The sequence below is a fragment of the Spiroplasma endosymbiont of Nomada ruficornis genome, from assembly GCF_964030795.1.
Classification (GTDB): domain Bacteria; phylum Bacillota_I; class Bacilli_A; order Mycoplasmatales; family VBWQ01; genus Spiroplasma_E; species Spiroplasma_E ixodetis_A.
The window spans coordinates 323,976-347,700 of record NZ_OZ034962.1; the positions used below are offsets into that span (position 1 = coordinate 323,976).

Below are 23,725 nucleotides of genomic sequence, written 5' to 3' on the forward strand. Positions count from 1 at the left end.
ATGATACAATTTGTAAGAAATGAATTTAATTATTTTCAGAGTTAAATGTATTAAATTTTAGTAAAATAAAATTGACAAAAATAACACTTTATTTAAGGAGAACTGCTATGAAAAAAGTATTTACCAAGTTAGGAATTATCTTAATAGCAAGTGCCACTATTTTACCTCTATCAGCTTGTACCTTTAATTTTTATGTTAACCGTGTAACTAATAGTATCGCTAAAAGTTTTGCTGACCAAACTTCTGCTTTAATTAAAAGTATGGTTATGTCAAAAGAGTTAGGTGCTGATACTAGTAGTACTAATGATGATATTATGGGAAAAATTAAAAATAATAGTATTAATAATTTAACTAAAAATACTAGTTTAGATAATTGAGGTGATTTACAAACACGTTGAGGGGAAAATGGAAAAATTGATGTAAATAATTTTGATCCTGATAATTTTTTTAAAGCTTCTGGAACAGGTGAATTAACTAAAACCATCAATAGTAAAAAACAAGTTAATGATGTTTTTTCATCACTTGATTATATTAGAACTATATCAATTATGGCTAACCCACAATTAGAAAATATAGTTGTAGGTGCTGGTATGGACCCCATTTCTAGTTTTTTAAAATCATTACAAGGTGACTTAAGCACTTTACCAGCTGGATTACAATTAGTTGCTAATTTAATTAATAACTATGGTCCTAATTTTTTAAATCCGCTAACTAGAATATTTGGTAATTTAGTCAATGGCAGTTGATCTGATCAACAAACTTCTACACCCACTGATGAAGAAACATTAATTAAATTTATGAATAATTGAAAAGATGATAGTGGTCAACCTTATAGCGCTTGAAATAATGGAGAAAGATGAAAAATAAGTCCAACTTTAGGTCAACTTCCTGGTCACAAAGTAAGTGATTGAAAGTCAAAACAAGATTATGATTTATATCATGGTGGCACTTTAATTAATTACTTGTTTTGAAAAATGAGTGAAGACAATAAAATTTTTGGTAAAGATGGTAAAAGTCCACGATATTTAGGTGGCGTTCTTTCAGAACATATAACACTTGATGGAAGTTGACTGGATACAGGTAACATAAAAGTTCATTTTGATGATAAAGGTTTTTTTGCTGATATAGAAAGATACCTTCCCTATCTTTTAACTAACCCACTTTATATCTTAACAATTATTGAAGCAATTATTCCTGTTATTAAAAAATGAATATTAGATATGCCAGATATTACTGAAGGTGTTAAAAACTTAACAATTGGTAATGGTTATCCATCAAAGCCAAGTGCTGGTAGCTATAATTTACTTGATATTATTAATACTATAAAATCTTTAATTAGCCAACCAGAAAAATTAAAACAAATACTTCTAACCATATTTGGTAAAACTACAGCAGAAACTCGTGGTTTTGATACATTTCTTTATGATCTTAAACTTAATTTAACAATACCAAAACCAACTTCTTTACCGGTAAATTTAACTTTAGGAGGACTGATTGGTGATGAAATGTATAAACCTGATGACTTAATTGATACCATTATTAAAGCCATTAATACAGATAGTGTTAAAAATACTATTGATAGCATTACTGATCTAATTACCAAAATTTCAGAACAATATCCAGGTAATGAAGGTATTAATATTGATTTACAAGATTTAGAGAATTTTTTATTTAATAATACTACTGGTCTCTTAATAATTTTTAAAAATGATACTATTGTTACTCTAAAAAACATAATTAATAAAAGTGATGTAACAGCAACCGATGTCGAAGAATTATATAAATCATTAGGTGGGCACATTAATAAAGATGATCCAGAATATCCAACTTTTACTCAAGGTTCAATACTGGACATTTTACAAAAAACTATGCTTGAACCACACAGTCAACTAAATAATATTTTAAATTTATTACTGGGTACTACTGATGAAAGTCATAAATTAGGAATTAAAAATATTATTACTGCTAATAATAATCAATGAATTAAAGATAACTATGAAGTTTATTTTGATGCTGATAACACAACCGGCATTAATAAAAAAATAGGTAATACTTCTAATATTACTATGACTAAAACTACCATCAATAATATTGAAACAATTAATTTAAAATATGATTTTACATATAAAATTAAAAACACTACATATCATTTTATTATCACTGCTATTGATATTGAAAATTTAATTGATTTTCAAGGTATACGTACTTTTAAATTTAAAAGTATTACTTTAGTAAAATAAAAAACTAATTTTAATAATATTATTGACTAGATATTTAATAAAAAATAATAGTTATCATAATAATAATTATTTTTAACTATAAAATATATGACTATATACTATACAATTTTAATTTTAATGCTATACTTAATTAAGTGCTTATTAATCTCATTATATCAGATATTATTATCAGATTTATCAATTAGGCGCCAGAAAGAAGAGGCATTGTTAATGGAAAACAATCAAACAATCGAAGCATTATTAGAAGAAATTAAAGTTTTAAAAGAAACAGTAATTACTATTAATGCAAGTTTAACAACACTTGTAAAAATCACAGAAGAACGTGAAAAACGTTTTGCTGAACGTGGAGCAAGAACACAAGGGGATAGAAATTCTTCTGATCGTGGAAACTTTAGACCACGTTCTGACCGTGGTGATTCTAGTTGAGGAAACAGTGGTGGATTTAGCAGACGAGACCGTGACGACCGTAATCGTAAAGGATAATTTAAACAAATAAAAAAACTTATAACTAAGATTTAGTTATAAGTTTTTTTATTTGTTTAAATGTATAAATTAAATATTAAAAATAACTATTTTAATTTCACTAATTTGTTAATTTTTCAAAATCTAAAACACCATCAACTCAACTATTATTAAAATTAGTATCATGAGTTGTCAATAATACAGTGCCTTCAAATTCTTGCAATGCTTTTAATAAAGACTCTTTAGCTAAAACATCAATATGATTAGTTGGTTCATCTAAAATTAATAAGTTGTAAGGTTTTAATGCCAATGCTGCTAATCTAACCTTAGTTTGTTCACCACCAGAAAGTAAGTTCATTGGTTTCATTACTAAATTACTACGCAAGCCAAAACTTGCTAAAATTCTTCTAATCTCAACATCATTTAATTTAATATCTAACTCTTTTAAATAATTAAATGAGTAGTACTAGTCATTACTTCAGTCTGATGAAAATATGCTACTTGCATTCGATCATCTAAATTAATATTTCCAGCACTTGCTGGAATATTACCAGCTAATGTTTGCAAGAAAGTAGTTTTACCAATTCCATTATACCCTTTAACAACTCACTTACTACCAGTCTTAATAACAAAAGTAAGTGGCTTAATTAATGGTTTATGATAACCTATTTCAAGGTTTTTAGCTTGCACAGCAATTGAACTCGTTGTTTTATAATACTTAAAATAAAACTTTGGAGGAGACTGGATTTGCTGTTTTTCTAAAACATTAATTTTAGATAATTGTTTTCTTCTTGATTCAGCACTTTTAGCAGTTGAAGCACGTGCTGCATTTTACTAATATAAGTTTCTAATTTTTCAATTAATTTCTTTTGATTTGAATATGCTGATTCATATTGACGATGATGTAAACTTTTTTGTTCTAAAAAACTTTCAAAATTACCAACATAACGAGTAATCATATAATTATCAATATCGAAAATAATATTACATGTTGTATTAATAAAATTACGATCATGTGACACCAATAAAAATGCACTAGGGTAATTTTGTAAAAACTTAGCTAATCAATTAATTTGTTCAATATCCAAAAAATTAGTTGGTTCATCAAGTAATAAAAAATCATCTTCATTTAATAATAATTTTGCTAATAACACTTTTGCTCTTTGACCACCACTTAAACTACCTAAAGTTTGTTCTAAAAGCTGTAAATTAATACCCAATCCATCAACTAAACGACCAATTTTTTACTAATAGTATCAAATCCTTGGTGTGTCAATTCATCTTGAATTTTCATTGCTTTCGTTAATAACTCTTCACTATAATTATTAGCCATTTCTGCATATAAGTTTTCCATTTGTTGTTCACGTTCAAAAAGTTTTTGATAACTTTCACGCAAATATTGTAAAACTGTTAATTCTAAATTAACCTCTTGATGTTGATCCAAATACCCAATTTTAATTTTAGGATGAATATTTAAATTAATATGATCTGCAGATACTGTTCCATTAATAATATTTAATAATGTTGTTTTACCAACACCATTCATACCAATTAATGCCACATTTCACCTTTATTAATTTGTAAAGTGGCGTTTTTATATAAAACTTTTCCACCATTAGCATGTGTTAAATTCTCAATTGTGACAATACTCATCTTATACCTCATTAATATTTTTTTAATTACTTAGTAATAATAACATGAATATTAGCCATAAAATAAGAGAAAAGAGAAAATAGTATTAATTTTATAGATTAAAATTTTATTATTATCAACAAAATTGTTAACTTATTAATTATGTTGAAATAAAGTAAAATGTTTATTTCAAGTATTAGCTGAAATTGGAATATTATTAATACTCTTTGCATCAAATTTTTCTTGAGTTTGATGAGACAATTTTCTATTTTTAATTATATTAATATTTTGTTCAAAACTTGGTCTAATTTCATCAAAAGGTATGTTTTTTTGAGAACTTAAATAGTTTTTTAAAACTCTAGAATTGATATTATGAAAATCTATTTCTTTTAAGTCCTCCATTTCTAGTTTTTTTGCTTTTTTTAATTCCACCAAGTTTCACATTTTTTTTAATAAAGGTTTAATTCCATATTCTTTTAGTATCTGAACACCTAATACTGCTACAATTGCTAAAACTACACATCAACCTATAGGCAAAGCAGTAAGTGTTGCTATTCCTAAAGCCGCAGGAGTTCATCAACAAAGCGCCATTGCAAAAGAAATTTTAAGTGCAAGAACAGAAATAATTCCTGAAACAACACCAAAAATAAAAGTTTCAAAGGCAAAAATAAAAAATTTTCCAACTCACCTACCTAATCGTTTACCTAAAGTATTTTTACTTTCTTTAATCTTTTCATCATTATTATTGACACCATTAATATTTTCTTTATTTTTAAAATCTAAAATAGATTTTTTTCTAATAACTACTTGCTTATCATTTTCATTTTTTATGAATTGACTTTCTTCTAAAAGTTCTTTTTTACAAAAATAAACTCCATATTGTTCTATTATTTTTTGTTCAACATCAGTTTCTTTATTATTAATATATACTATCTTTTCTCATATCTCATCATTACTAAAATAAATTCTAGTCACAATGCAAGAACCATTATCTTTATCTTTTATTTTCTCAAAAAAATATTCATAAATGCTAAATTGTAAAGGTAAGTGCAACTAAATTATTTTTCTATCCAAATATTCGATTGGTGAAAGATAATTTAGTATTTTTCTCGGTCTTTGATTTAAAGACAATATAAATTTATGAACTTCATTTTTATTAGTTTTTGAAAAAATAAATTTTTTAGGAAATTTTTCTCTAATTAAACCATTAGTATTTTCATTAGTACCTATTTGTCAAGGTGAATATGGATTGGCAAAATAAATTTTTACATCTAAATTTTTTTCAAGTTGTTGTCAATTTGAAAATTCTTTGCCACGATCAAAAGTAATAGTTTTAACAATGTTTTTAGGAAGAATTGATAAATAATAACTGACATTTTTATTAATAACTTTAGTAGTTCTGTTTTTAACTAATATTGCTAAAGTAAATCGTGATACTCTTTCAACTAAAGTTATTAAACATGATTTGCTTTTACCTCGTGATGATACTATAGTATCTCCTTCTCAATGACCAAGTGTTATACGATCATTAACATTTATATCTCGTTCTTTAATTGATTTACCATTAAACTTGCCACGATTTTCTTTAGATTTTCGTTTTTTACCTTTTCTTCTTAAATTTTTACTAGTAACTTTATCAAGCATTCCAAAATAAATTCAAGTATAAATTGTTTTAAAACTAATAACTCACTCTTTATGAAAATTTTTAATTCTGCCATAAATTTGTTCAGGTGATCAACCTAATAGTAATTTTTGTTGTACATATTTTACTAAATTCTTATTTTTAAACTTATGAAAACTAATATGTGATTGTTTTCGATTTTCAGCTTTATTTTGTGCAATTAATGAAAAATAATGATTATTATCTTTATTTCTATTAATTTCTCGAATAATAGTACTAATACTTCGATTAAGATTTTTAGCTATTTCACTAATTTTAAATTTAAATTTCAATTGATTCTCAATATAAATCCTTTCATCTATGCCAAGATGTTTATAACTCATATAAAAACTCCTTACTTTTTTCTAAACTAAATTTAGCATTATGAAATTTTTATATGAGAATTTTTTGCAATTTTATTTACTTGCACTTACAAGTATAATTCAGCAATAATAATGTCATTTATAATATTAAACTTATATTTTTCTTTCATAGTCATGCTTCTTTCCATATTTATCACCAAGTATATTTAACTTTACTTTTGGGAAATTTTTGCTCGATAACTAATAGGAAATTATCACTAAATAATGACATATAATAACAAATTTCCTTGCAATTTAAATATTATTTGTTATTATTCTTATAAGGATTTAGATAGCCTAGGTCCTTTAAAATTAAGGTAATATGTCAAAACATTATTCAATTATAATATTTTTAAATATAAAAAATTTAAAATTAATCTAAAACCTCTAATTTAAACTCTATAACCCCAATAACCTTAAGTTTTATTTATAAATAACCCCCCCTTTTTTTATAAATGACATATTACCTTAGCAATAATTCTTGTGTAGACAAGAGCTGAAAAGCTCTTGTTTTTTATATGCTAAATTGTAAAGGTAAGTGCAACTAAATTATTTTTCTATCCAAATATTCGATTGGTGAAAGATAATTTAGTATTTTTCTCGGTCTTTGATTTAAAGACAATATAAATTTATGAACTTCATTTTTATTAGTTTTTGAAAAAATAAATTTTTTAGGAAATTTTTCTCTAATTAAACCATTAGTATTTTCATTAGTACCTCTTTGTCAAGGTGAATATGGATTGGCAAAATAAATTTTTACATCTAAATTTTTTTCAAGTTGTTGTCAATTTGAAAATTCTTTGCCACGATCAAAAGTAATAGTTTTAACAATGTTTTTAGGAAGAATTGATAAATAATAACTGACATTTTTATTAATAACTTTAGTAGTTCTGTTTTTAACTAATATTGCTAAAGTAAATCGTGATACTCTTTCAACTAAAGTTATTAAACATGATTTGCTTTTACCTCGTGATGATACTATAGTATCTCCTTCTCAATGACCAAGTGTTATACGATCATTAACATTTATATCTCGTTCTTTAATTGATTTACCATTAAACTTGCCACGATTTTCTTTAGATTTTCGTTTTTTACCTTTTCTTCTTAAATTTTTACTAGTAACTTTATCAAGCATTCCAAAATAAATTCAAGTATAAATTGTTTTAAAACTAATAACTCACTCTTTATGAAAATTTTTAATTCTGCCATAAATTTGTTCAGGTGATCAACCTAATAGTAATTTTTGTTGTACATATTTTACTAAATTCTTATTTTTAAACTTATGAAAACTAATATGTGATTGTTTTCGATTTTCAGCTTTATTTTGTGCAATTAATGAAAAATAATGATTATTATCTTTATTTCTATTAATTTCTCGAATAATAGTACTAATACTTCGATTAAGATTTTTAGCTATTTCACTAATTTTAAATTTAAATTTCAATTGATTCTCAATATAAATCCTTTCATCTATGCCAAGATGTTTATAACTCATATAAAAACTCCTTACTTTTTTCTAAACTAAATTTAGCATTATGAAATTTTTATATGAGAATTTTTTGCAATTTTATTTACTTGCACTTACAAGTATAATTCAGCATATATAAAAAAGAAAAAATGAATTTAAAAATTAAAAATTGAATGTTATAATAAAAGTTAAGGATCTATTTATAAATATCCTTAATATTTAAATACTTAAGTTACAGAACTCTAATCACTATAAATATAATAATTCTCTTAAAATTAACCCTAAAACCTTATATTTATAATGTTTTCTACACAATTAAATCTGTAACTTAATTATTGTTCGATAGCAAGAAAAAAATCTTGTTTTTTTTATATGCTAATTTTTTAATTTTATATGAAGTTATACTTACTTATTGTTATAATAGTTTTATGAAATTAGGTGAATAAATGAAAAAAGCATTAATTATTGATGGTAACAATTTATTATTTAAAGCATATTATGCTACTGCATACCAAGGAGTTAATCTACATTCGCTACAGGGTATTCCAACTAATGCCGTCTATGCTTTTATTAGAATGTTGATTAAGTACTTAAAATCTAACAACTATGCTAGTGTTTTGGTTGCATTTGATGCTGGTCGTAAAACATTTCGTCATGAAACTTTAGCAACATATAAAGGAAAAAGAAGTGAAACTCCGGTTGAGTTAATTGAACAATTGAATTTAGTTAAAATATTTTTAGACTTAGCACAAATTCCTTGGGGACAAATAAATAATTATGAAGCTGATGATATTATTGGCAGCATTGTTAAAAATAAAGTTGCTAGTAATTATCAAATTGATATTATGAGTAGTGATAAAGATTTATTACAACTATTAGATAACAATATTAAAATTCTTAATCCACAAAAAGGGATGAGTGATTTAAAGGTTATTACTATTTCTACATTTCAATCAGAATATGAATTATTACCTTATCAAGTTACCGATTTAAAGGGATTAATGGGTGATAGTTCTGATAATTTACCTGGCATTAAAGGAATTGGTCAAAAAACTGCTATTAGTTTATTAAAAGAATATGACACATTAGAAAACATTATTGAAAATGTAGAACAATTAAAACCAAATGTTAGTAAACTAATTAAACTTAACTTTAATAATGGTATTATTTGTAAACAACTAGCACAACTTAATTTAAATACACCAATTACTGGTAATTTAGAAACGTTTAATTATAATGTTGAAAATTTAAATAATGAAAAGTTACAAGACTTTTACAAACAATATAATATGAACTCTTTATTAACACAAGACACTAATCCTAAAACTAATAAAAATAGTACATCTCACGTTCAAATTATAAATAAGTGAAATCAAGAATGAAATTGTGATTCAAATTACTTATGATTAGAAATTTTTGGTGATAATTATAATCGTGATAATATTATTGGTTTTGGTATTAAAAATGAAAAAGGAACATTTTATATTAATAAAATTAATGCAATTAATTGTCCTAATTTTCAACATTTCTTACAAAATAAAAAACTACAAAAAATAACTTGAGATTTAAAAAAGGTTATTATCGCAGGACTACGTTTAAAATTGATAATAAATAATATTATTTTCGACCATATGTTAGCTGCTTACCTTCTTTATGCTAATGAAAAAATATTACCAGAAAACATTGCTGTTATGCTCAATGTCAATGTTAAAGATAATTTAAGCGCTGATGATTTCTATGGCAAAGGTATTAAAAAAAATATTCCCAATGATGAAAAAGAAATAGCTATTTTTTTAGAAAAAAAATTAAATTTTTTAACAGATTCTCATCTCATTCTTATAAAAAAATTAAAAGATACTAATAACTGAAATTTATATCAAGAGATTGAACTACCTGCTGCTTTTGTATTAGTAAATATGGAGTGTAATGGTGTTAACATTGATCAAAAAAAATTAAAACTACTAACTGATAAAACTTTACTAAAAATCCAAGATTTAGAATTACAAATTAAAAAAGAAAGTAATAGTAATTTAAATCCAAATGCACCAAAACAAATTAGTGAATACTTATTTAAAGAATTAAAATTACCTAATTATAAAAAAGGTAGTACTGCTTTTGAAGTTTTAATTAGTTTAAAAAATCAACATCCAATCATCGATATTCTTTTAGAATATCGTAAATTACAAAAATTATATTCCACTTACTTACTTGGTTTACAAAAATATATTTTTGATGATGGTAAAATTCATAGCATTTATAATCAAGTACAAACCAGTACTGGCAGGTTATCTTCATTAGATCCTAATATGCAAAATATTAGTATTCGCGATAAAGAACAAAGAGAAGTTCGCAAAATCTTTATTCCAAGCAAACCACATACTAAAATACTATCCTGTGATTATTCGCAAATTGAATTAATAATATTAGCTCATATTAGTGAAGATGAAAATTTAATTAAAGCTTTTCAACAAAAGCATGATATTCATCGCGAAACTGCAAGTAAAATATTAAATATACCTTTAGCAGAAGTTACTAACGAACAAAGACAAAATGCAAAAGCTATTAATTTTGGCATTGTTTATGGCATTTCTAGTTTTGGTTTATCACAACAAATAGGAATTAAAGTTGAAGATGCTAAAATATTTATTAATAAATATTTTTCAGTTTTTCCAAAAATTAAAAGTTATATTAATAATATAATTGATTTTTGTGAAAAAAATGGATATGTTCAAACAATTTTTAATCGTAGAAGAGAAGTAATGGAAATTACAAATAAAAATAAGGTGATTCAAAATTTTGGTAAACGAATAGCAATGAACATGCCAATTCAAGGTAGTGCTGCTGATATTTTAAAATTAGCAATGAATAAAATTTATGAAGAAATAAAAAAACAAAATATTGATGCAATATTAATTGCACAAATTCATGATGAATTAATTTTTGAAGTTGAAGATCATAAAGTTAATGATGTTATTACTAAAATTACTAAAATTATGTCTAATGTTACTAAATTAAAAGTTCCCTTATTAATTAATACTAGTATTGGTGATAACTGATTTGAATTAAAATAAATTTTTAAAAATTTATTAATATTTAAAACAAATTAGTTTATTATATTTTATTGGAAGGAAAATAAAAATGCCAGAATTACCCGAAGTTGAAACTGTTCGCAAAACTTTACAACCACTTTTAACTAATCATAAAATTATTGGTGTTAGAATTCTTTTAAATAAAATTATCAAAACACCAAGTATTGAACAATTCACAAAACAAATTATTGGACAAACAATTAATGATGTTCAAAGAGTTGGTAAATTATTAATATTTATATTAGATGATTATGTATTATTAAGTCATTTACGAATGGAAGGAAAATATTATTTTCAACAAAATAATCAATCAATAAATTGAAAACATGTCTTATTAATATTAGAATTAGACAATAAATACGAATTAAGATATCATGACACAAGACAGTTTGGAACCTTTCATTTGCAAACTAAAAATGAATATCAAAACATAAAACCTTATATTAATATTGGTCCAGAACCTTTTAATAAAAATGTTACTGCTGAATATTTAAAAAATAAATGAAAAAATAAAAGTCAAAGTATTAAAGCAACATTATTAGAACAAAATGTTATGAGTGGTTTAGGAAATATTTATGCAGATGAAGTATTATTTTATGCTAGTATTCATCCGCAAAGTATTACTAAAAATTTAACACTTAAACAATTACAAGAAATCATTAATAAAGCAAGATTTGTGCTTGATAAATCAATAAAACTTGGTGGATCAACAATTAGTAGTTATACTTCAAGCCTTGGTGTAACAGGTTACTATCAACAAGAATTACAAGTTCATACTAGAGCAAAAATGCCTTGTTTTAAATGCCATACTATTATTAAAAAAATAAAAATAAACCTTCGTGGAACTTACTTTTGTAATCACTGTCAAATTAAATATTAACTGTGGAAAACTCAAAAGTATATATTAATAAAGAATATTTTTAATAACAAAAGTGGAATAAATGTGGATAAGTATGTGTTTTAATCATTTCACTTTATTTATATTCTTTATGTGCATATAATTATCATACCATGAAAGAAATGGATAGTAAAAAGAAAGTTAGGGAATGAATATGAACAGAACAATAAATGATATTGATATTTTTAAGTTGAACCAATCAGAATATATTAGTAACGAAGATTACCAAATTTTATTTATGTTATATCAACCAATAATTGGTATTGAAGCAATAAATTTATATTTAACTTTAGTTCAAGAAAAGTTATTAACAAAACGTATTAATCTTGATTTCAATCATGGACGAATTAAATCTTTATTAAAAATAACTTCCACTCAATTACTTGTTGCTTTCCAACAACTTGAATCTGTTAACCTTATTAATACTTACTACTATTCTTTAAAATCTACTTACATTTATCAATTGTGTTCTCCCTTATCTGCTGATGATTTTTTTGCTAATACCCATTTAAACTCAGAACTACTTAAACAATTAGGAACTTTAAATTACGAAAGACAAAAATTTTATTTTTTGAAAAATGATATTGAAATTACAGAAAATTATGTTAATATTAGTCAACAGGAAAATACTATCCCTCAATCTTTAAAATTAAAAACAGCACTTAATAATATTTATGCTAAACAAGAGCAAACATCAATTTCTAGACCAATTTATTCATTTCAAAATAAAAATCAAATTAATACTATGAAAGTTAATTTAAATTCTAATGGTAATACAATTATATCTAAAGATAATTCTGATGTTATTAATACCACATTAAATTTAATGCAACAAAAATTACCTGAAGAATATTTAAAAAATTTAACTGGTAAAATACCAACTGATAAATTAAAAACAACATTAGAAATATTAACTAATAACTTTCAATTAAATAATGCTGTAATTAACTGCTTAATTGAATATGTTTGATTTAAAAATAATAAACGTTTAGAACCAAACTATATTATTAAAATTGCTGAAACCTTTCAAGAAAATCAAATTAATAGTATTGATGATGCTTTATCTCATTTAAAACTTGCTTATGCTCGTAGCAAAAAAAATCCACAGCAACAATTTCAACAAGAATCATTATGATCTACTACAGAACAATCAACAACAAATAATTTCAATAAAAAATTAATTAAAAAATATAAGGTTGATAATCTTAAAAAAGATATAAAATTAACTCAAGAAGAAATAAAGAATATTTTAAAGGAATTTGATGCCCATTAATTTAATTATTAAAAGACACTATTATTAAGTAAGGAAATGATTATCATGAAACTTAAAGCGACAACTATCTTACAAAAAAACATTAACAATGCTGAACTTCATGACTTTATTAAAAAAAACAACTTAACTAACAGCAAACTAGAACCATATGTTGATTTATTAAAAACTTATATTGATAGCTACAATTTATGTAAAAAACGAGAGAATCTTAGCAAATGTCTACAAAATGTTAAAGGATATCGTTATAAACTAGTAATGTTACCTAATCAAAAAATAAGTTTAGTACTAACGGATTGTCTTCATTCTATTAATAGATCTGTCCAACAACAAGTACATAATAATTTTTTAATTAAATACTATGATGATAAACTTTTATCACTTTCATGAAGTAAAAATTTTAATGCCTCAACTAATGCAAGAAAAGAAATCATCCAGTATTTACATCAATCTTTAAAACACAAAAGTTATCAAGGTTTATACTTATATGGTGACACAGGTAGTGGCAAAACTTTTATTTTTATCTTATTTGCAAATAAATTAATTCAAAAAAATCAAACTGTTTGTTTTATTGTATGACCTGAATTTGTTATGGACATTAAAAAAAGTTTTAAAAATGATACTGATACTAATCAGCAAATTGAACAATTAAAATCATGTGACTTATTATTTATTGATGATTTAGGCGGTGAAACTGTTAGCGCTTGAGAGCGTGATGAATTATTATTTAGTATTCTTAATGCACGAATTTTACCATTAAAAACTACATTTATTAATTCTAACTATAGTATTAGTGAACTATATCAACATTATTATTTAAAAAATAGTAAATCAGAAGAAATTAAAGTTAAACGTTTATTAGAACGTATTCAAACTTTAACTATACCAATTGAATTAACTATTGAAGAATCACAAACTACCATTGAAAATAATAATAATATTGACAATATTAATAATGAAATAGAATATATACCAATATAAATTTCATAAAAAAATAAAATAATGAAAACTATAATTAAAATAAAGGAAATAATTTACTAATAAAATAAATGTTTTATAAATAAATCCATATTTTATGACAAATATTCACAATATTTGTTTATAATATACCTAGTCATTAATCAATATAAAAAACAAACACATAAAAGGAGTGACTTAATAATGGCAATTAAAATTGCAATTAATGGATTTGGGCGCATTGGCCGCCTTGCCTTTCGTCAATTATTTGACAAAAAAGAAATTGATATTGTTGCTATCAATGATTTAGGAAATGTAGAAGCTCTAGCATATCTATTACAATATGATTCAGCACATAGAACTTGAAAACATGGAAAAATCAAAGCAGACAAATCAAAAAATACTATTAATGTTGATGGTAAAATAATTAAAGTTTGTCAAGAAAAAGACCCAAAAGTATTACCATGAAAAGCCAATGATGTTGATATCGTAATTGAAGCAACTGGACGTTTTACAACAAAAGAATTAGCACAAGCACATATTGATGCTGGAGCTAAAAAAGTTGTGATTTCAGCACCCGCTAAAGGAGACTTAAAAACTATTGTTTATAATGTTAACCATGATATTCTAAAAAGTACTGATAATATTATTTCTGGTGCTTCATGTACTACTAATTGTCTTGCTCCTGTTGTTCATACTCTAGAATCAGAATTTGGAATTATTAAGGGATGAATGACAACAGTTCATGCTGCAACTAATGACCAACGTTTACTAGACTTAGAACATTCAGATTTTAGAAGAGGACGTAGTGCTATGTCTAATATTGTTCCTGCAGCTACAGGTGCTGCTGCAGCTATTGGTTTAGTTATCCCTTCTGTTAAAGGAAAACTAGATGGTTCAGCAATGCGTGTTCCAATTATTACTGGTTCAATTGTTGATTTAACAATTGAATTAAAGAAAAATGTTACTGTTGAACAAGTTAATGCAGCAATGAAAAAACATAGTAGCGAATCATTTGCTTATAATGAAGATCCAATTGTTTCAACTGATATTATTGGTTCAAGTTTTGGTTCAGTTTTTGATGCAACATTAACAAAAGTTATTGAAGTTGAAGGCAAACAAATTGTTAAAGTTTTTGCTTGATATGATAATGAAATGTCATATGTATCGCAATTAGTAAGAACAGTAATACACTTAGCAAAGCTAAAATAATTTTTAAATAGTTTAATTAAAATATTAAACTACAAAAATGCATCTTACCAATTACAAGATGCATTTTTATTAATAGCTTTAAAAATATATTAAAATTATAATATGAAAAAAGGAGATGAAAATTATATGAATAAAAAAACATTAAAGGATCTTGATTTTAAAAATAAAAAAGTTATTGTTCGTTTTGACTTCAATGTACCATTAGAAAATGGTAAAATTACCGATGATACAAGAATAAAAGCAAGCATCGAAACTATTAAGTATTTACAAAATCAAGATGCCAAAATAATCATGTTATCACATCTTGGAAGAATTAAATCTGAAGCTGATAAAGAGAATAATACTTTAGCGCCCGTTGCAAAAAGACTAAGTGAAATCTTAAAAGAAAATGTAATATTCATTAATGAAACTCGTGGTACAAATCTTGAAACAGCTATTAATAATCTTAAAAACAAAGAATTACTTTTAATAGAAAATACTCGTTTTGAAGATTTAAATGGTAATAAAGAATCTACTAATAATCCCGAATTAGGTAAATATTGAGCACATTTAGGTGATGTATTTGTTAATGATGCTTTTGGTACTGCACACCGTGCTCATGCATCTAACGTTGGTATTGCTACTAATATCAAAAATAGTTGTGTTGGTTTATTAATTGAAAAAGAATTAACAATGCTTAATAAAATCACCGTTAATCCAGAACATCCTTTTATAGCAGTACTTGGTGGTGCTAAAGTATCAGATAAAATTGATGTTATCAAACAATTATTAACAAAAGCTGATAAAGTTCTTGTTGGTGGCGGTATGGCTTATACTTTTATGAAAGCATTGAATTATAAAATTGGTGATTCATTATTAGAAAAAGATAAAATTGATATTGCTAAAGAAATTATTGAATTAGGAAAAGGAAAATTAATACTACCTATTGACTTTGTAATTGCTCCGGAATTTAAAGATATCAAAGGTAAAATTACTAATAATGAAAACATTGATGATGGATATGAAGGAATGGATATTGGTCCAAAAACAATTAAATTATTTGAAAATACTTTAATTAATGCTAAAACTGTTTTTTGAAATGGACCATTAGGAGTTTTTGAAATGAGTAACTTTGTTAATGGAACAAAAAATATTTGTAAAACTATTTCACAATTAAAAGGTGCATTTACACTAATTGGTGGTGGTGATAGTGCAGCAGCAGCAGTTAAATTTGGATATGAAAATAAATTTAGCCATATTTCAACTGGTGGAGGTGCTTCATTAGAATATCTAGAAGGTAAGGATTTACCTGGTATTAATGCTATAGAAAATAAATAGTGAAAATATATGATTACTCAAGATCAAACAACAAGTGTTTTTATTCTTATTAGTTTATTTTTAATTACGATGGTTTTAATATTTCAATTATTCCAATTTATTTTTTGATTAATTATTATTTTAAAAACTAAAAAAAATGATACTAAATTAAAACCTAGCTATCAACAAGCATTATCCAATGAAAATATTAATTGTCAAATAGTTAAAAGTAAATTTACTTTTAAATATCTTAACTATAATTTTAAAAAAAATATTTTAAAATTAAAAAGTCGTGATTTTAATGAAACTACTACTTGAAATAAATATCAAACTTTAAGTAGTGTACTTGTTATTAAGTGAAAAAATAATTCTCAAAAATGAAGTAATTTAGCTCTACCAATTATTAATTTATTTTTTATAAATGGTGTTATTATTACTATTATTTGTGCTTTATTATATTACATTCCAATTCAAAATAATAATATTAACAAGGAAATATTAGCAATTTTTAGTTTCCTTAGCTTACTTATTATTACTATGAGTTGATTATTTTGAACAATGTTTTATGAAAAATTTCGTAAGCAATTAATGACATTAAATACAGAATTAAATTATAATGAACAAAAAACTATTAAATATATTACCCTATTTAAATCTTGTTTTCCATTTTCTGATTTAATGTTTTAAATAAAATAAAATTATTTTAATTAAGTATCAAATTTACACTTGTGGTAAAAATTGATACTTTTTTTATTATTTTTAATTAAATTTAAACTTAATTTTTATTAATAAATGATTATTCAATAAATTTCTATTATCTAAAATACAAACCAAAAATAAACCTAGTAATTATAGCGATAAAACTATAATATACATTTAAATTTCATTTACAAAAGTATAGTAATCTTGCTTTAAATTATATACCATGTTTATTATTATCAAAGCATTATAAAAGCAAATATCCTAAGAAAAATAAAAAAATGTTAAAATAAATACATAATTTTAGATATATTTTTATTAATAATTATTATTTTGAAAGGGGTGTTAAAATGAAATATTTTAATCCAAGTTTTTTATTTAAATTATGAATATTAATTATTCCATTATTTCATAATGAAAAACAAAAAGTACAATCTATGCCAATAAAATCATTAACTAACCCAACAACCTTACAAGAATCATTAACCAATTTACAAGAACTACCAATTAATTTAAAACAAGCCGAAATTTTTAATTATAAACATCGTCATAAAAAACATAAAAAAAGAAATATTAATAGTAACTTAAAAAATTCAACATTTTTTAATGGTACATGTACAAATGAAGGAACTACTTTCGTAAAATTAATTAAAGAAGACTTTTACTGTGGTGTTGAAGAGCCTTGAACTAATAATAAAGGTGTTGCAATATTACCTTATGTTTTAAAAGATAATGAATATTATTATTTACTAGTTAAAGAAAATAATCCGTTATTTAAAAATAAACAAATTAGTGAATATAGCACTATTACTGGGGGAGTAGAAAAAAAAGATCTTAACACCACAGTAGTAAATGAAATGAAAGAAGAAGCTAATATTGATGTTAATAATACAAAAGCAAAAATTTATTATTTGGGTAAACATTATTCAAACAAAATAAGTACCAAAGAATGACATTTGTATGGAATTGATTTAACAAATATGAATTTAGATTTAAATAAGCCCTACAAAGGTGGTGGAGATGGTTCTATTGCTGAAAAAACAATTACTGCCAAATTTGTAAATAAAACTATTTTAGGCATGTGCAATGATGTTTTAAGTTTAGCTATTTATGGAAAATTAAATTTAGATAAAAAAATCGAATCAAATTTAAATTCTGAATTATACTTGTAAGTGCAAGTAAATAAAATTGCAAAAAATTCTCATATAAAAATTTCATAATGCTAAATTTAGTTTAGAAAAAAGTAAGGAGTTTTTATATGAGTTATAAACATCTTGGCATAGATGAAAGGATTTATATTGAGAATCAATTGAAATTTAAATTTAAAATTAGTGAAATAGCTAAAAATCTTAATCGAAGTATTAGTACTATTATTCGAGAAATTAATAGAAATAAAGATAATAATCATTATTTTTCATTAATTGCACAAAATAAAGCTGAAAATCGAAAACAATCACATATTATTTTTCATAAGTTTAAAAATAAGAATTTAGTAAAATATGTACAACAAAAATTACTATTAGGTTGATAACCTGAACAAATTTATGGCAGAATTAAAAATTTTCATAAAGAGTGAGTTATTAGTTTTAAAACAATTTATACTTGAATTTATTTTGGAATGCTTGATAAAGTTACTAGTAAAAATTTAAGAAGAAAAGGTAAAAAACGAAAATCTAAAGAAAATCGTTGCAAGTTTAATGGTAAATCAATTAAAGAACGAGATATAAATGTTAATGATCGTATAACACTTGGTCATTGAGAAGGAGATACTATAGTATCATCACGAGGTAAAAGCAAATCATGTTTAATAACTTTAGTTGAAAGAGTATCACGATTTACTTTAGCAATATTAGTTAAAAACAGAACTACTAAAGTTATTAATAAAAATGTCAGTTATTATTTATCAATTCTTCCTAAAAACATTGTTAAAACTATTACTTTTGATCGTGGCAAAGAATTTTCAAATTGACAACAACTTGAAAAAAATTTAGATGTAAAAATTTATTTTGCCAATCCATATTCACCTTGACAAAGAGGTACTAATGAAAATACTAATGGTTTAATTAGAGAAAAATTTCCTAAAAAATTTATTTTTTCAAAAACTAATAAAAATGAAGTTCATAAATTTATATTGTCTTTAAATCAAAGACCGAGAAAAATACTAAATTATCTTTCACCAATCGAATATTTGGATAGAAAAATAATTTAGTTGCACTTACCTTTACAATTTAGCTTTTAAACTTATGAAAACTAATATGTGATTGTTTTCGATTTTCAGCTTTATTTTGTGCAATTAATGAAAAATAATGATTATTATCTTTATTTCTATTAATTTCTCGAATAATAGTACTAATACTTCGATTAAGATTTTTAGCTATTTCACTAATTTTAAATTTAAATTTCAATTGATTCTCAATATAAATCCTTTCATCTATGCCAAGATGTTTATAACTCATATAAAAACTCCTTACTTTTTTCTAAACTAAATTTAGCATTATGAAATTTTTATATGAGAATTTTTTGCAATTTTAGTTACTTGCACTTACAAGTATAATTCAGCAAAATACTACCTAAAATTGATAAAACAATTGAAAGTATATTTGCGCTCGCTGCTGATAAAGTAATTCAATAATTAGCAGGTGAAAGAGCAAATAGAATAGCAAGTGCAAAAGGAATTAAAACAAAAAATAATGTTATTTTACGAGAAAAATCTCATCAAAAAGTATTAAAACGACTACTATTTGAACTACTTACTGCCCAAGTACTTTCCATTGCCATTGCTAAAGTATAAATAGAACGACGGTGGTAATTTCATGGTAATAGTCTTAAAGTAAAATTACCATTATTAAATAAATATGGCCTTAAATAAAAAAACCTAGGTTCAACAGTAATACTATTAATATTACCAAATCCCTTAAATTTTATTCTTTTTGCATTAATACCGTATGTTTTTAAATATTTTTGAGATAACTCGCCACCAGTTAAATTAGCACTATTTTCACGATGGAATCAAGAATACTTAATTCAAGTGAAAAATCAAATCATAGTAACAACAAACAAAATTACACCAACAATAGCTAATAAGCTTGCTAAAACAATTAAACTAGTTGATCAAGTCTTTGGATCATTTGGATTAACTGAGGATAATAATAAATTAGTCATAATCTTCTCCTTTCTAACTATTTGAATAGAGTCTACAATATTATAACATAGTATTATTCCACCACGAAAAGAAAGTTATAAACTTCTTGATCACCATCAACAATTTCATATTCAATATCATAATCTTCATCTAAAATTTTTTTCATAAAATTAATTTGATCTTTTGAATAACCTTTACCTTTAAAAATAGTAATTATTTCTGCACCATCTCAAATTAATTTAGTAAACAATACTTTAATTACATTAAATAAATTTTCATTTGAAGCAATAATTTTTTCTTTACCATCTTTATTACGAAAACTAACAGCAGAAAAAAAGTGTTTTTTTCCAATTTTAATACCATCTATTTCAACATCACGATCAGCAACTGTTACATAACCAAAAGCAGCATATTTAATTTCACTTCACATATTTTTATTATTTTCTTTTGCACTTAATTCAGGATTGAAATTTAAAGCGGCACGCATACCTTGAGCAATATTTTTAGCAGGTAATACAAAAACTTTTGATTTTTTTTCTAATTTTCTTGCTTGTTCTGCTGCTAAAAATAAATTACTATCATTTGGCAAAATAAAGACATTTTTTGCATCGACAATTTCAATTGCCTTTAAAAAGTCATCTGTTGATGGATTAATTCTTTTTGAATACATAATAATATTGTTAACCTTTAATTCATCTCTAAAAAAGGTTTCAATTCCTCTACCAGGCACAGCAGCAATTAAAGCAAATTTATTATTTAATTTACGAATTGGTTTAATAGTTTGTGTATGTGCTTTTGCCTGTTCGGTCATATTTTCAATTTTTACTTTTAAAATTTCACCAAATTTCTGAAAATAATTTAAAATTTGACCTGGTTTTAAAGTATGAACATGAACTTTGATTAAATCTTCATCATCTACTAAAACTATTGATTGACCATCCATTGTTTCTAAATCAGTTCGTGTTTTGCTTAAATTAAAATCTAACTTACTAACTTTATTTAGTTTTACAATAACTTCTGAACAATAACCAAAGTTTTCTTGATTTAAAACCATTTCTAATTTTGCTGTATCTTGTTGTTCTAATTTTTTCTTTGGTGAAATAGCTTTACCATGCTTTAAACCATACACCATACCTTCAACAATATAAACTAAACCAGCACCACCCGAATCAACAACTCCTACTTTTTTTAAAATTGGCAATAAATCAGGTGTTCTTTTTAATGATTCATTCATTCCTTCTAGTAATTTTTCAAAAATATAAAGCGAATCTTTGCCTGTTATTTCTAATTCATTAATATAATTAGCACCATCTTTAATAATAGTAAGAATAGTACCTTCTACTGGTTTCATAACTGCACGATATGCATAATCTTGCGCACTTTTTCAAAATTTTAATAAATCCTCATTACTAATGAAATCATTTTTTAAATCTTTTGTTTTTATAGTTTGAAAAAAACCACGAAAAATTTGAGATAAAATAACTCCAGAATTACCACGCGCACCCATCATTAAACCACGAGAAAAAGTAGTAGCAAATGTTTTTAAACTATCATATTCTTTGCCATTTAATTCTTTTATACCATTCATCATTGTTAAATTCATATTTGTTCCAGTATCACCATCAGGTACTGGGAAAACATTTAATTTATCAACTTCAAAATGATGATTATAAAGATTATTAGCACCGCTAATAAGCATAACTTTTAAGGTTTTAATATCAATTTTTTTCATTTAATTTCACCTTATATTTTCTTTTATTCTTCAATTAAATCATGAACAAAAATGTTAAGTACTATATAGTCTTGATGTTTAATAATCTTTTCAACAATATATTTTAAATTTTTCTGAGTTTGATTCATAATATTTCAAATATTATTATTAAAAAAACAAACTATATTAATATCAATAATTCAACCTAAATCAGACTTGTTAACTTTAATTCCATAATTATTATCTTTTTCATAAATATTGGCAACACCTGGTACAGATAAAATACTTTCTGATAATGCTTTTTTAATAATGTTCATAATATCTTTATCTTTCTCCACATAATCACCCCTATTATATTAATAATAAATTAAATTTATATAAAATAAAATCTCTTATAATTTTTATAGTCTTTTATATTATACCTAATATAATATATCAAGACAATAATAATCTTAAAGATAAAGATATTATATATTGATAATGGTTTTTTCTATATAAAAACATAATTAAGAAAAACTAAACTACCTAATTATTAAATATAAAATACTATCTATAATTTTAAAAATTAATATTAATATTAATTTTAGTAAAGTAATACAATAATAATTAAATAATTACTTATTCTTAACTGTCTTATTTTTATACTTAAACATTATATAATAGAAAATAATAAAATTTAAAATATATAAAATACTAACTAACCAAAAGTATAATTAATAATTAAACTATACTTCAAAAATTTACTATATAAATTTTAGGAATTTTTGTGTTTTTAATCGTAATCTTATTTTTTGCAGAAATTTCAATTACAATTTTCATAATAACAAGGGCGGTTGTCAAAGTTACGAAATAATTTATTATCATATTAGTAACTTATTTCCAAAAATGAATTATTTGAAAAATAATGAAAATTAGACAAAATTACTCTCTTTTCTTAAAACATTAAATTTATATTTTATATTCGACGTATTTAAAAAAAATAAAATATACATTTTGTAAGTTAAATTAAAATTATCAACAAGGAAAAAGACAAGAAATAATCTTGTCTTTTTTTGTAATTGTAAAATTTTAAAATTTTTAATAACAATCTTTAGCACTATTATCAACACGTGTTGGGAACTAAAAAAGTGAACTACAACACAGTTGTTAAAAATAGTAGCTAGCATGTGGACTTGCATGATAAATAAAAAGTGGAGTGATACCTAATAAAATATACTAACCATTAATGGTAATTCTTGGGGTGGGAGCGAATTGGAAACTAGTATATATAGACCTGTTGTAGGGACCCATTGTATTAATTCTATTCTTTATTTAACCAACCTTGCCACTCCCCAGTGAGCAAGTGTTGGTTTTATTTTTTATTTTTTTTGAAAAATTTTTTTGGGCGAGAAAATAAATTTAAAACTTGTAAAAAAAATTGAGCGGTGCCGGTTCAATTAAAATATTAATTTGTTTAACACAAATTAAATAAATATTGAATCGAATGCCTCGATTTCTTTTTAAAATTTCACAATTTATTTTTGAGCCCAGTTTTCATGGAATGAATAAAACGAATAGTAGTATTATTAATAATCTAAAAATCAAAATATATGTTCTTTATGCTAGAAGCAACAGAACATATTAGGAA

24 protein-coding genes are annotated in these 23,725 nt (G+C 23.9%); 13 read left to right on the forward strand and 11 right to left on the reverse strand.

The features are described from left to right. The first annotated feature begins 107 nt into the window (after positions 1-107). Both AAHM79_RS01960 and AAHM79_RS01965 read left to right on the forward strand, forming a co-directional pair. Positions 108-2,240, forward strand: coding sequence for a hypothetical protein (locus tag AAHM79_RS01960; protein ID WP_342257974.1), 2,133 nt, complete (start codon positions 108-110; stop codon positions 2,238-2,240). A 210-nt stretch (positions 2,241-2,450) separates the two neighbouring features. Next, positions 2,451-2,723, forward strand: coding sequence for a hypothetical protein (locus AAHM79_RS01965; protein ID WP_174480642.1), 273 nt, complete (start codon positions 2,451-2,453; stop codon positions 2,721-2,723). Positions 2,724-2,823: 100 nt separating this feature from the next. On the opposite strand, the gene AAHM79_RS01970 is transcribed toward AAHM79_RS01965, so the two are convergent. From AAHM79_RS01970 to AAHM79_RS02000, 7 genes are all read right to left on the reverse strand, one after another. Next, a complete protein-coding gene (locus tag AAHM79_RS01970; protein WP_342257975.1) occupies positions 2,824-3,069 on the reverse strand; it encodes an AAA family ATPase in 246 nt (81 codons plus the stop codon). A 77-nt stretch (positions 3,070-3,146) separates the two neighbouring features. Continuing rightward, the gene (locus AAHM79_RS01975; protein ID WP_342257976.1) at positions 3,147-3,392 is read right to left on the reverse strand and encodes an ATP-binding cassette domain-containing protein; all 246 of its coding nucleotides are present in this window, start codon (positions 3,390-3,392) and stop codon (positions 3,147-3,149) included. A gap of 68 nt (positions 3,393-3,460) precedes the next feature. Then, positions 3,461-3,922, reverse strand: coding sequence for an ATP-binding cassette domain-containing protein (locus tag AAHM79_RS01980; protein WP_342257977.1), 462 nt, complete (start codon positions 3,920-3,922; stop codon positions 3,461-3,463). 8 nt (positions 3,923-3,930) lie between these two features. After that, entirely contained in the window at positions 3,931-4,263 is a 333-nt protein-coding gene (locus AAHM79_RS01985; RefSeq protein WP_342257978.1) for an ATP-binding cassette domain-containing protein, read from the reverse strand. Positions 4,264-4,490: 227 nt separating this feature from the next. After that, positions 4,491-5,309 (reverse strand): hypothetical protein, encoded by an 819-nt coding sequence (locus AAHM79_RS01990; RefSeq protein WP_342257979.1) that lies wholly within the window; start codon positions 5,307-5,309, stop codon positions 4,491-4,493. A 78-nt stretch (positions 5,310-5,387) separates the two neighbouring features. After that, positions 5,388-6,338: an IS30 family transposase gene (locus AAHM79_RS01995; RefSeq protein ID WP_342257980.1), complete on the reverse strand. Its 951-nt coding sequence runs from the start codon at positions 6,336-6,338 to the stop codon at positions 5,388-5,390. Positions 6,339-6,900: 562 nt separating this feature from the next. Further along, positions 6,901-7,851: an IS30 family transposase gene (locus AAHM79_RS02000; RefSeq protein ID WP_338979395.1), complete on the reverse strand. Its 951-nt coding sequence runs from the start codon at positions 7,849-7,851 to the stop codon at positions 6,901-6,903. A gap of 419 nt (positions 7,852-8,270) precedes the next feature. On the opposite strand from AAHM79_RS02000, the gene polA reads away from it, so the two are divergent. The 10 genes from polA to AAHM79_RS02050 all read left to right on the forward strand — a co-directional run bounded on the left by polA (position 8,271) and on the right by AAHM79_RS02050 (position 19,454). After that, on the forward strand, positions 8,271-10,895 hold the full coding sequence (gene polA / locus AAHM79_RS02005) for a DNA polymerase I (RefSeq protein WP_342257981.1): 2,625 nt from the start codon (positions 8,271-8,273) through the stop codon (positions 10,893-10,895). Positions 10,896-10,962: 67 nt separating this feature from the next. Beyond that, a complete protein-coding gene (gene mutM / locus AAHM79_RS02010) occupies positions 10,963-11,793 on the forward strand; it encodes a DNA-formamidopyrimidine glycosylase (protein ID WP_252319020.1) in 831 nt (276 codons plus the stop codon). Positions 11,794-11,965: 172 nt separating this feature from the next. After that, complete coding sequence (locus AAHM79_RS02015; RefSeq protein ID WP_342257982.1) at positions 11,966-13,084, forward strand: DnaD domain protein; 1,119 nt, start codon at positions 11,966-11,968, stop codon at positions 13,082-13,084. Positions 13,085-13,129: 45 nt separating this feature from the next. Then, complete coding sequence (locus tag AAHM79_RS02020) at positions 13,130-14,062, forward strand: ATP-binding protein (protein WP_342257983.1); 933 nt, start codon at positions 13,130-13,132, stop codon at positions 14,060-14,062. Positions 14,063-14,242: 180 nt separating this feature from the next. Continuing rightward, positions 14,243-15,250: a type I glyceraldehyde-3-phosphate dehydrogenase gene (gene gap, locus AAHM79_RS02025; RefSeq protein WP_342257984.1), complete on the forward strand. Its 1,008-nt coding sequence runs from the start codon at positions 14,243-14,245 to the stop codon at positions 15,248-15,250. Between the two features lie 126 nt (positions 15,251-15,376). Then, positions 15,377-16,567 carry a phosphoglycerate kinase gene (locus AAHM79_RS02030; protein ID WP_339039761.1) on the forward strand — a complete coding sequence of 397 codons (1,191 nt, stop codon included), beginning with the start codon at positions 15,377-15,379 and terminating at the stop codon, positions 16,565-16,567. Between the two features lie 9 nt (positions 16,568-16,576). Continuing rightward, on the forward strand, positions 16,577-17,233 hold the full coding sequence (locus tag AAHM79_RS02035) for a hypothetical protein (RefSeq protein ID WP_342257985.1): 657 nt from the start codon (positions 16,577-16,579) through the stop codon (positions 17,231-17,233). A gap of 362 nt (positions 17,234-17,595) precedes the next feature. After that, positions 17,596-18,417 carry a hypothetical protein gene (locus tag AAHM79_RS02040; protein WP_342257986.1) on the forward strand — a complete coding sequence of 274 codons (822 nt, stop codon included), beginning with the start codon at positions 17,596-17,598 and terminating at the stop codon, positions 18,415-18,417. 86 nt (positions 18,418-18,503) lie between these two features. Continuing rightward, positions 18,504-18,776, forward strand: coding sequence for a helix-turn-helix domain-containing protein (locus tag AAHM79_RS02045; RefSeq protein WP_342257987.1), 273 nt, complete (start codon positions 18,504-18,506; stop codon positions 18,774-18,776). Between the two features lie 9 nt (positions 18,777-18,785). Next, positions 18,786-19,454, forward strand: coding sequence for an IS30 family transposase (locus AAHM79_RS02050; RefSeq protein WP_342258232.1), 669 nt, complete (start codon positions 18,786-18,788; stop codon positions 19,452-19,454). Positions 19,455-19,473: 19 nt separating this feature from the next. Here the strand turns inward: AAHM79_RS02050 and AAHM79_RS02055 are convergent, their stop codons facing one another. The 4 genes from AAHM79_RS02055 to AAHM79_RS02070 form a co-directional block, all read right to left on the reverse strand. Further along, positions 19,474-19,701, reverse strand: a complete 228-nt coding sequence (locus AAHM79_RS02055; RefSeq protein ID WP_342257988.1) for a helix-turn-helix domain-containing protein — start codon at positions 19,699-19,701, stop codon at positions 19,474-19,476. Positions 19,702-19,777: 76 nt separating this feature from the next. Further along, a complete protein-coding gene (locus AAHM79_RS02060; protein WP_342257989.1) occupies positions 19,778-20,407 on the reverse strand; it encodes a hypothetical protein in 630 nt (209 codons plus the stop codon). Positions 20,408-20,460: 53 nt separating this feature from the next. Then, positions 20,461-22,119, reverse strand: coding sequence for a DAK2 domain-containing protein (locus AAHM79_RS02065; RefSeq protein WP_339039713.1), 1,659 nt, complete (start codon positions 22,117-22,119; stop codon positions 20,461-20,463). 23 nt (positions 22,120-22,142) lie between these two features. Then, positions 22,143-22,436: a hypothetical protein gene (locus AAHM79_RS02070; protein WP_174481144.1), complete on the reverse strand. Its 294-nt coding sequence runs from the start codon at positions 22,434-22,436 to the stop codon at positions 22,143-22,145. Between the two features lie 1,145 nt (positions 22,437-23,581). On the opposite strand from AAHM79_RS02070, the gene AAHM79_RS02075 reads away from it, so the two are divergent. Next, positions 23,582-23,722, forward strand: coding sequence for a hypothetical protein (locus AAHM79_RS02075; protein ID WP_342257990.1), 141 nt, complete (start codon positions 23,582-23,584; stop codon positions 23,720-23,722). The last annotated feature ends 3 nt before the right edge of the window (positions 23,723-23,725 follow it).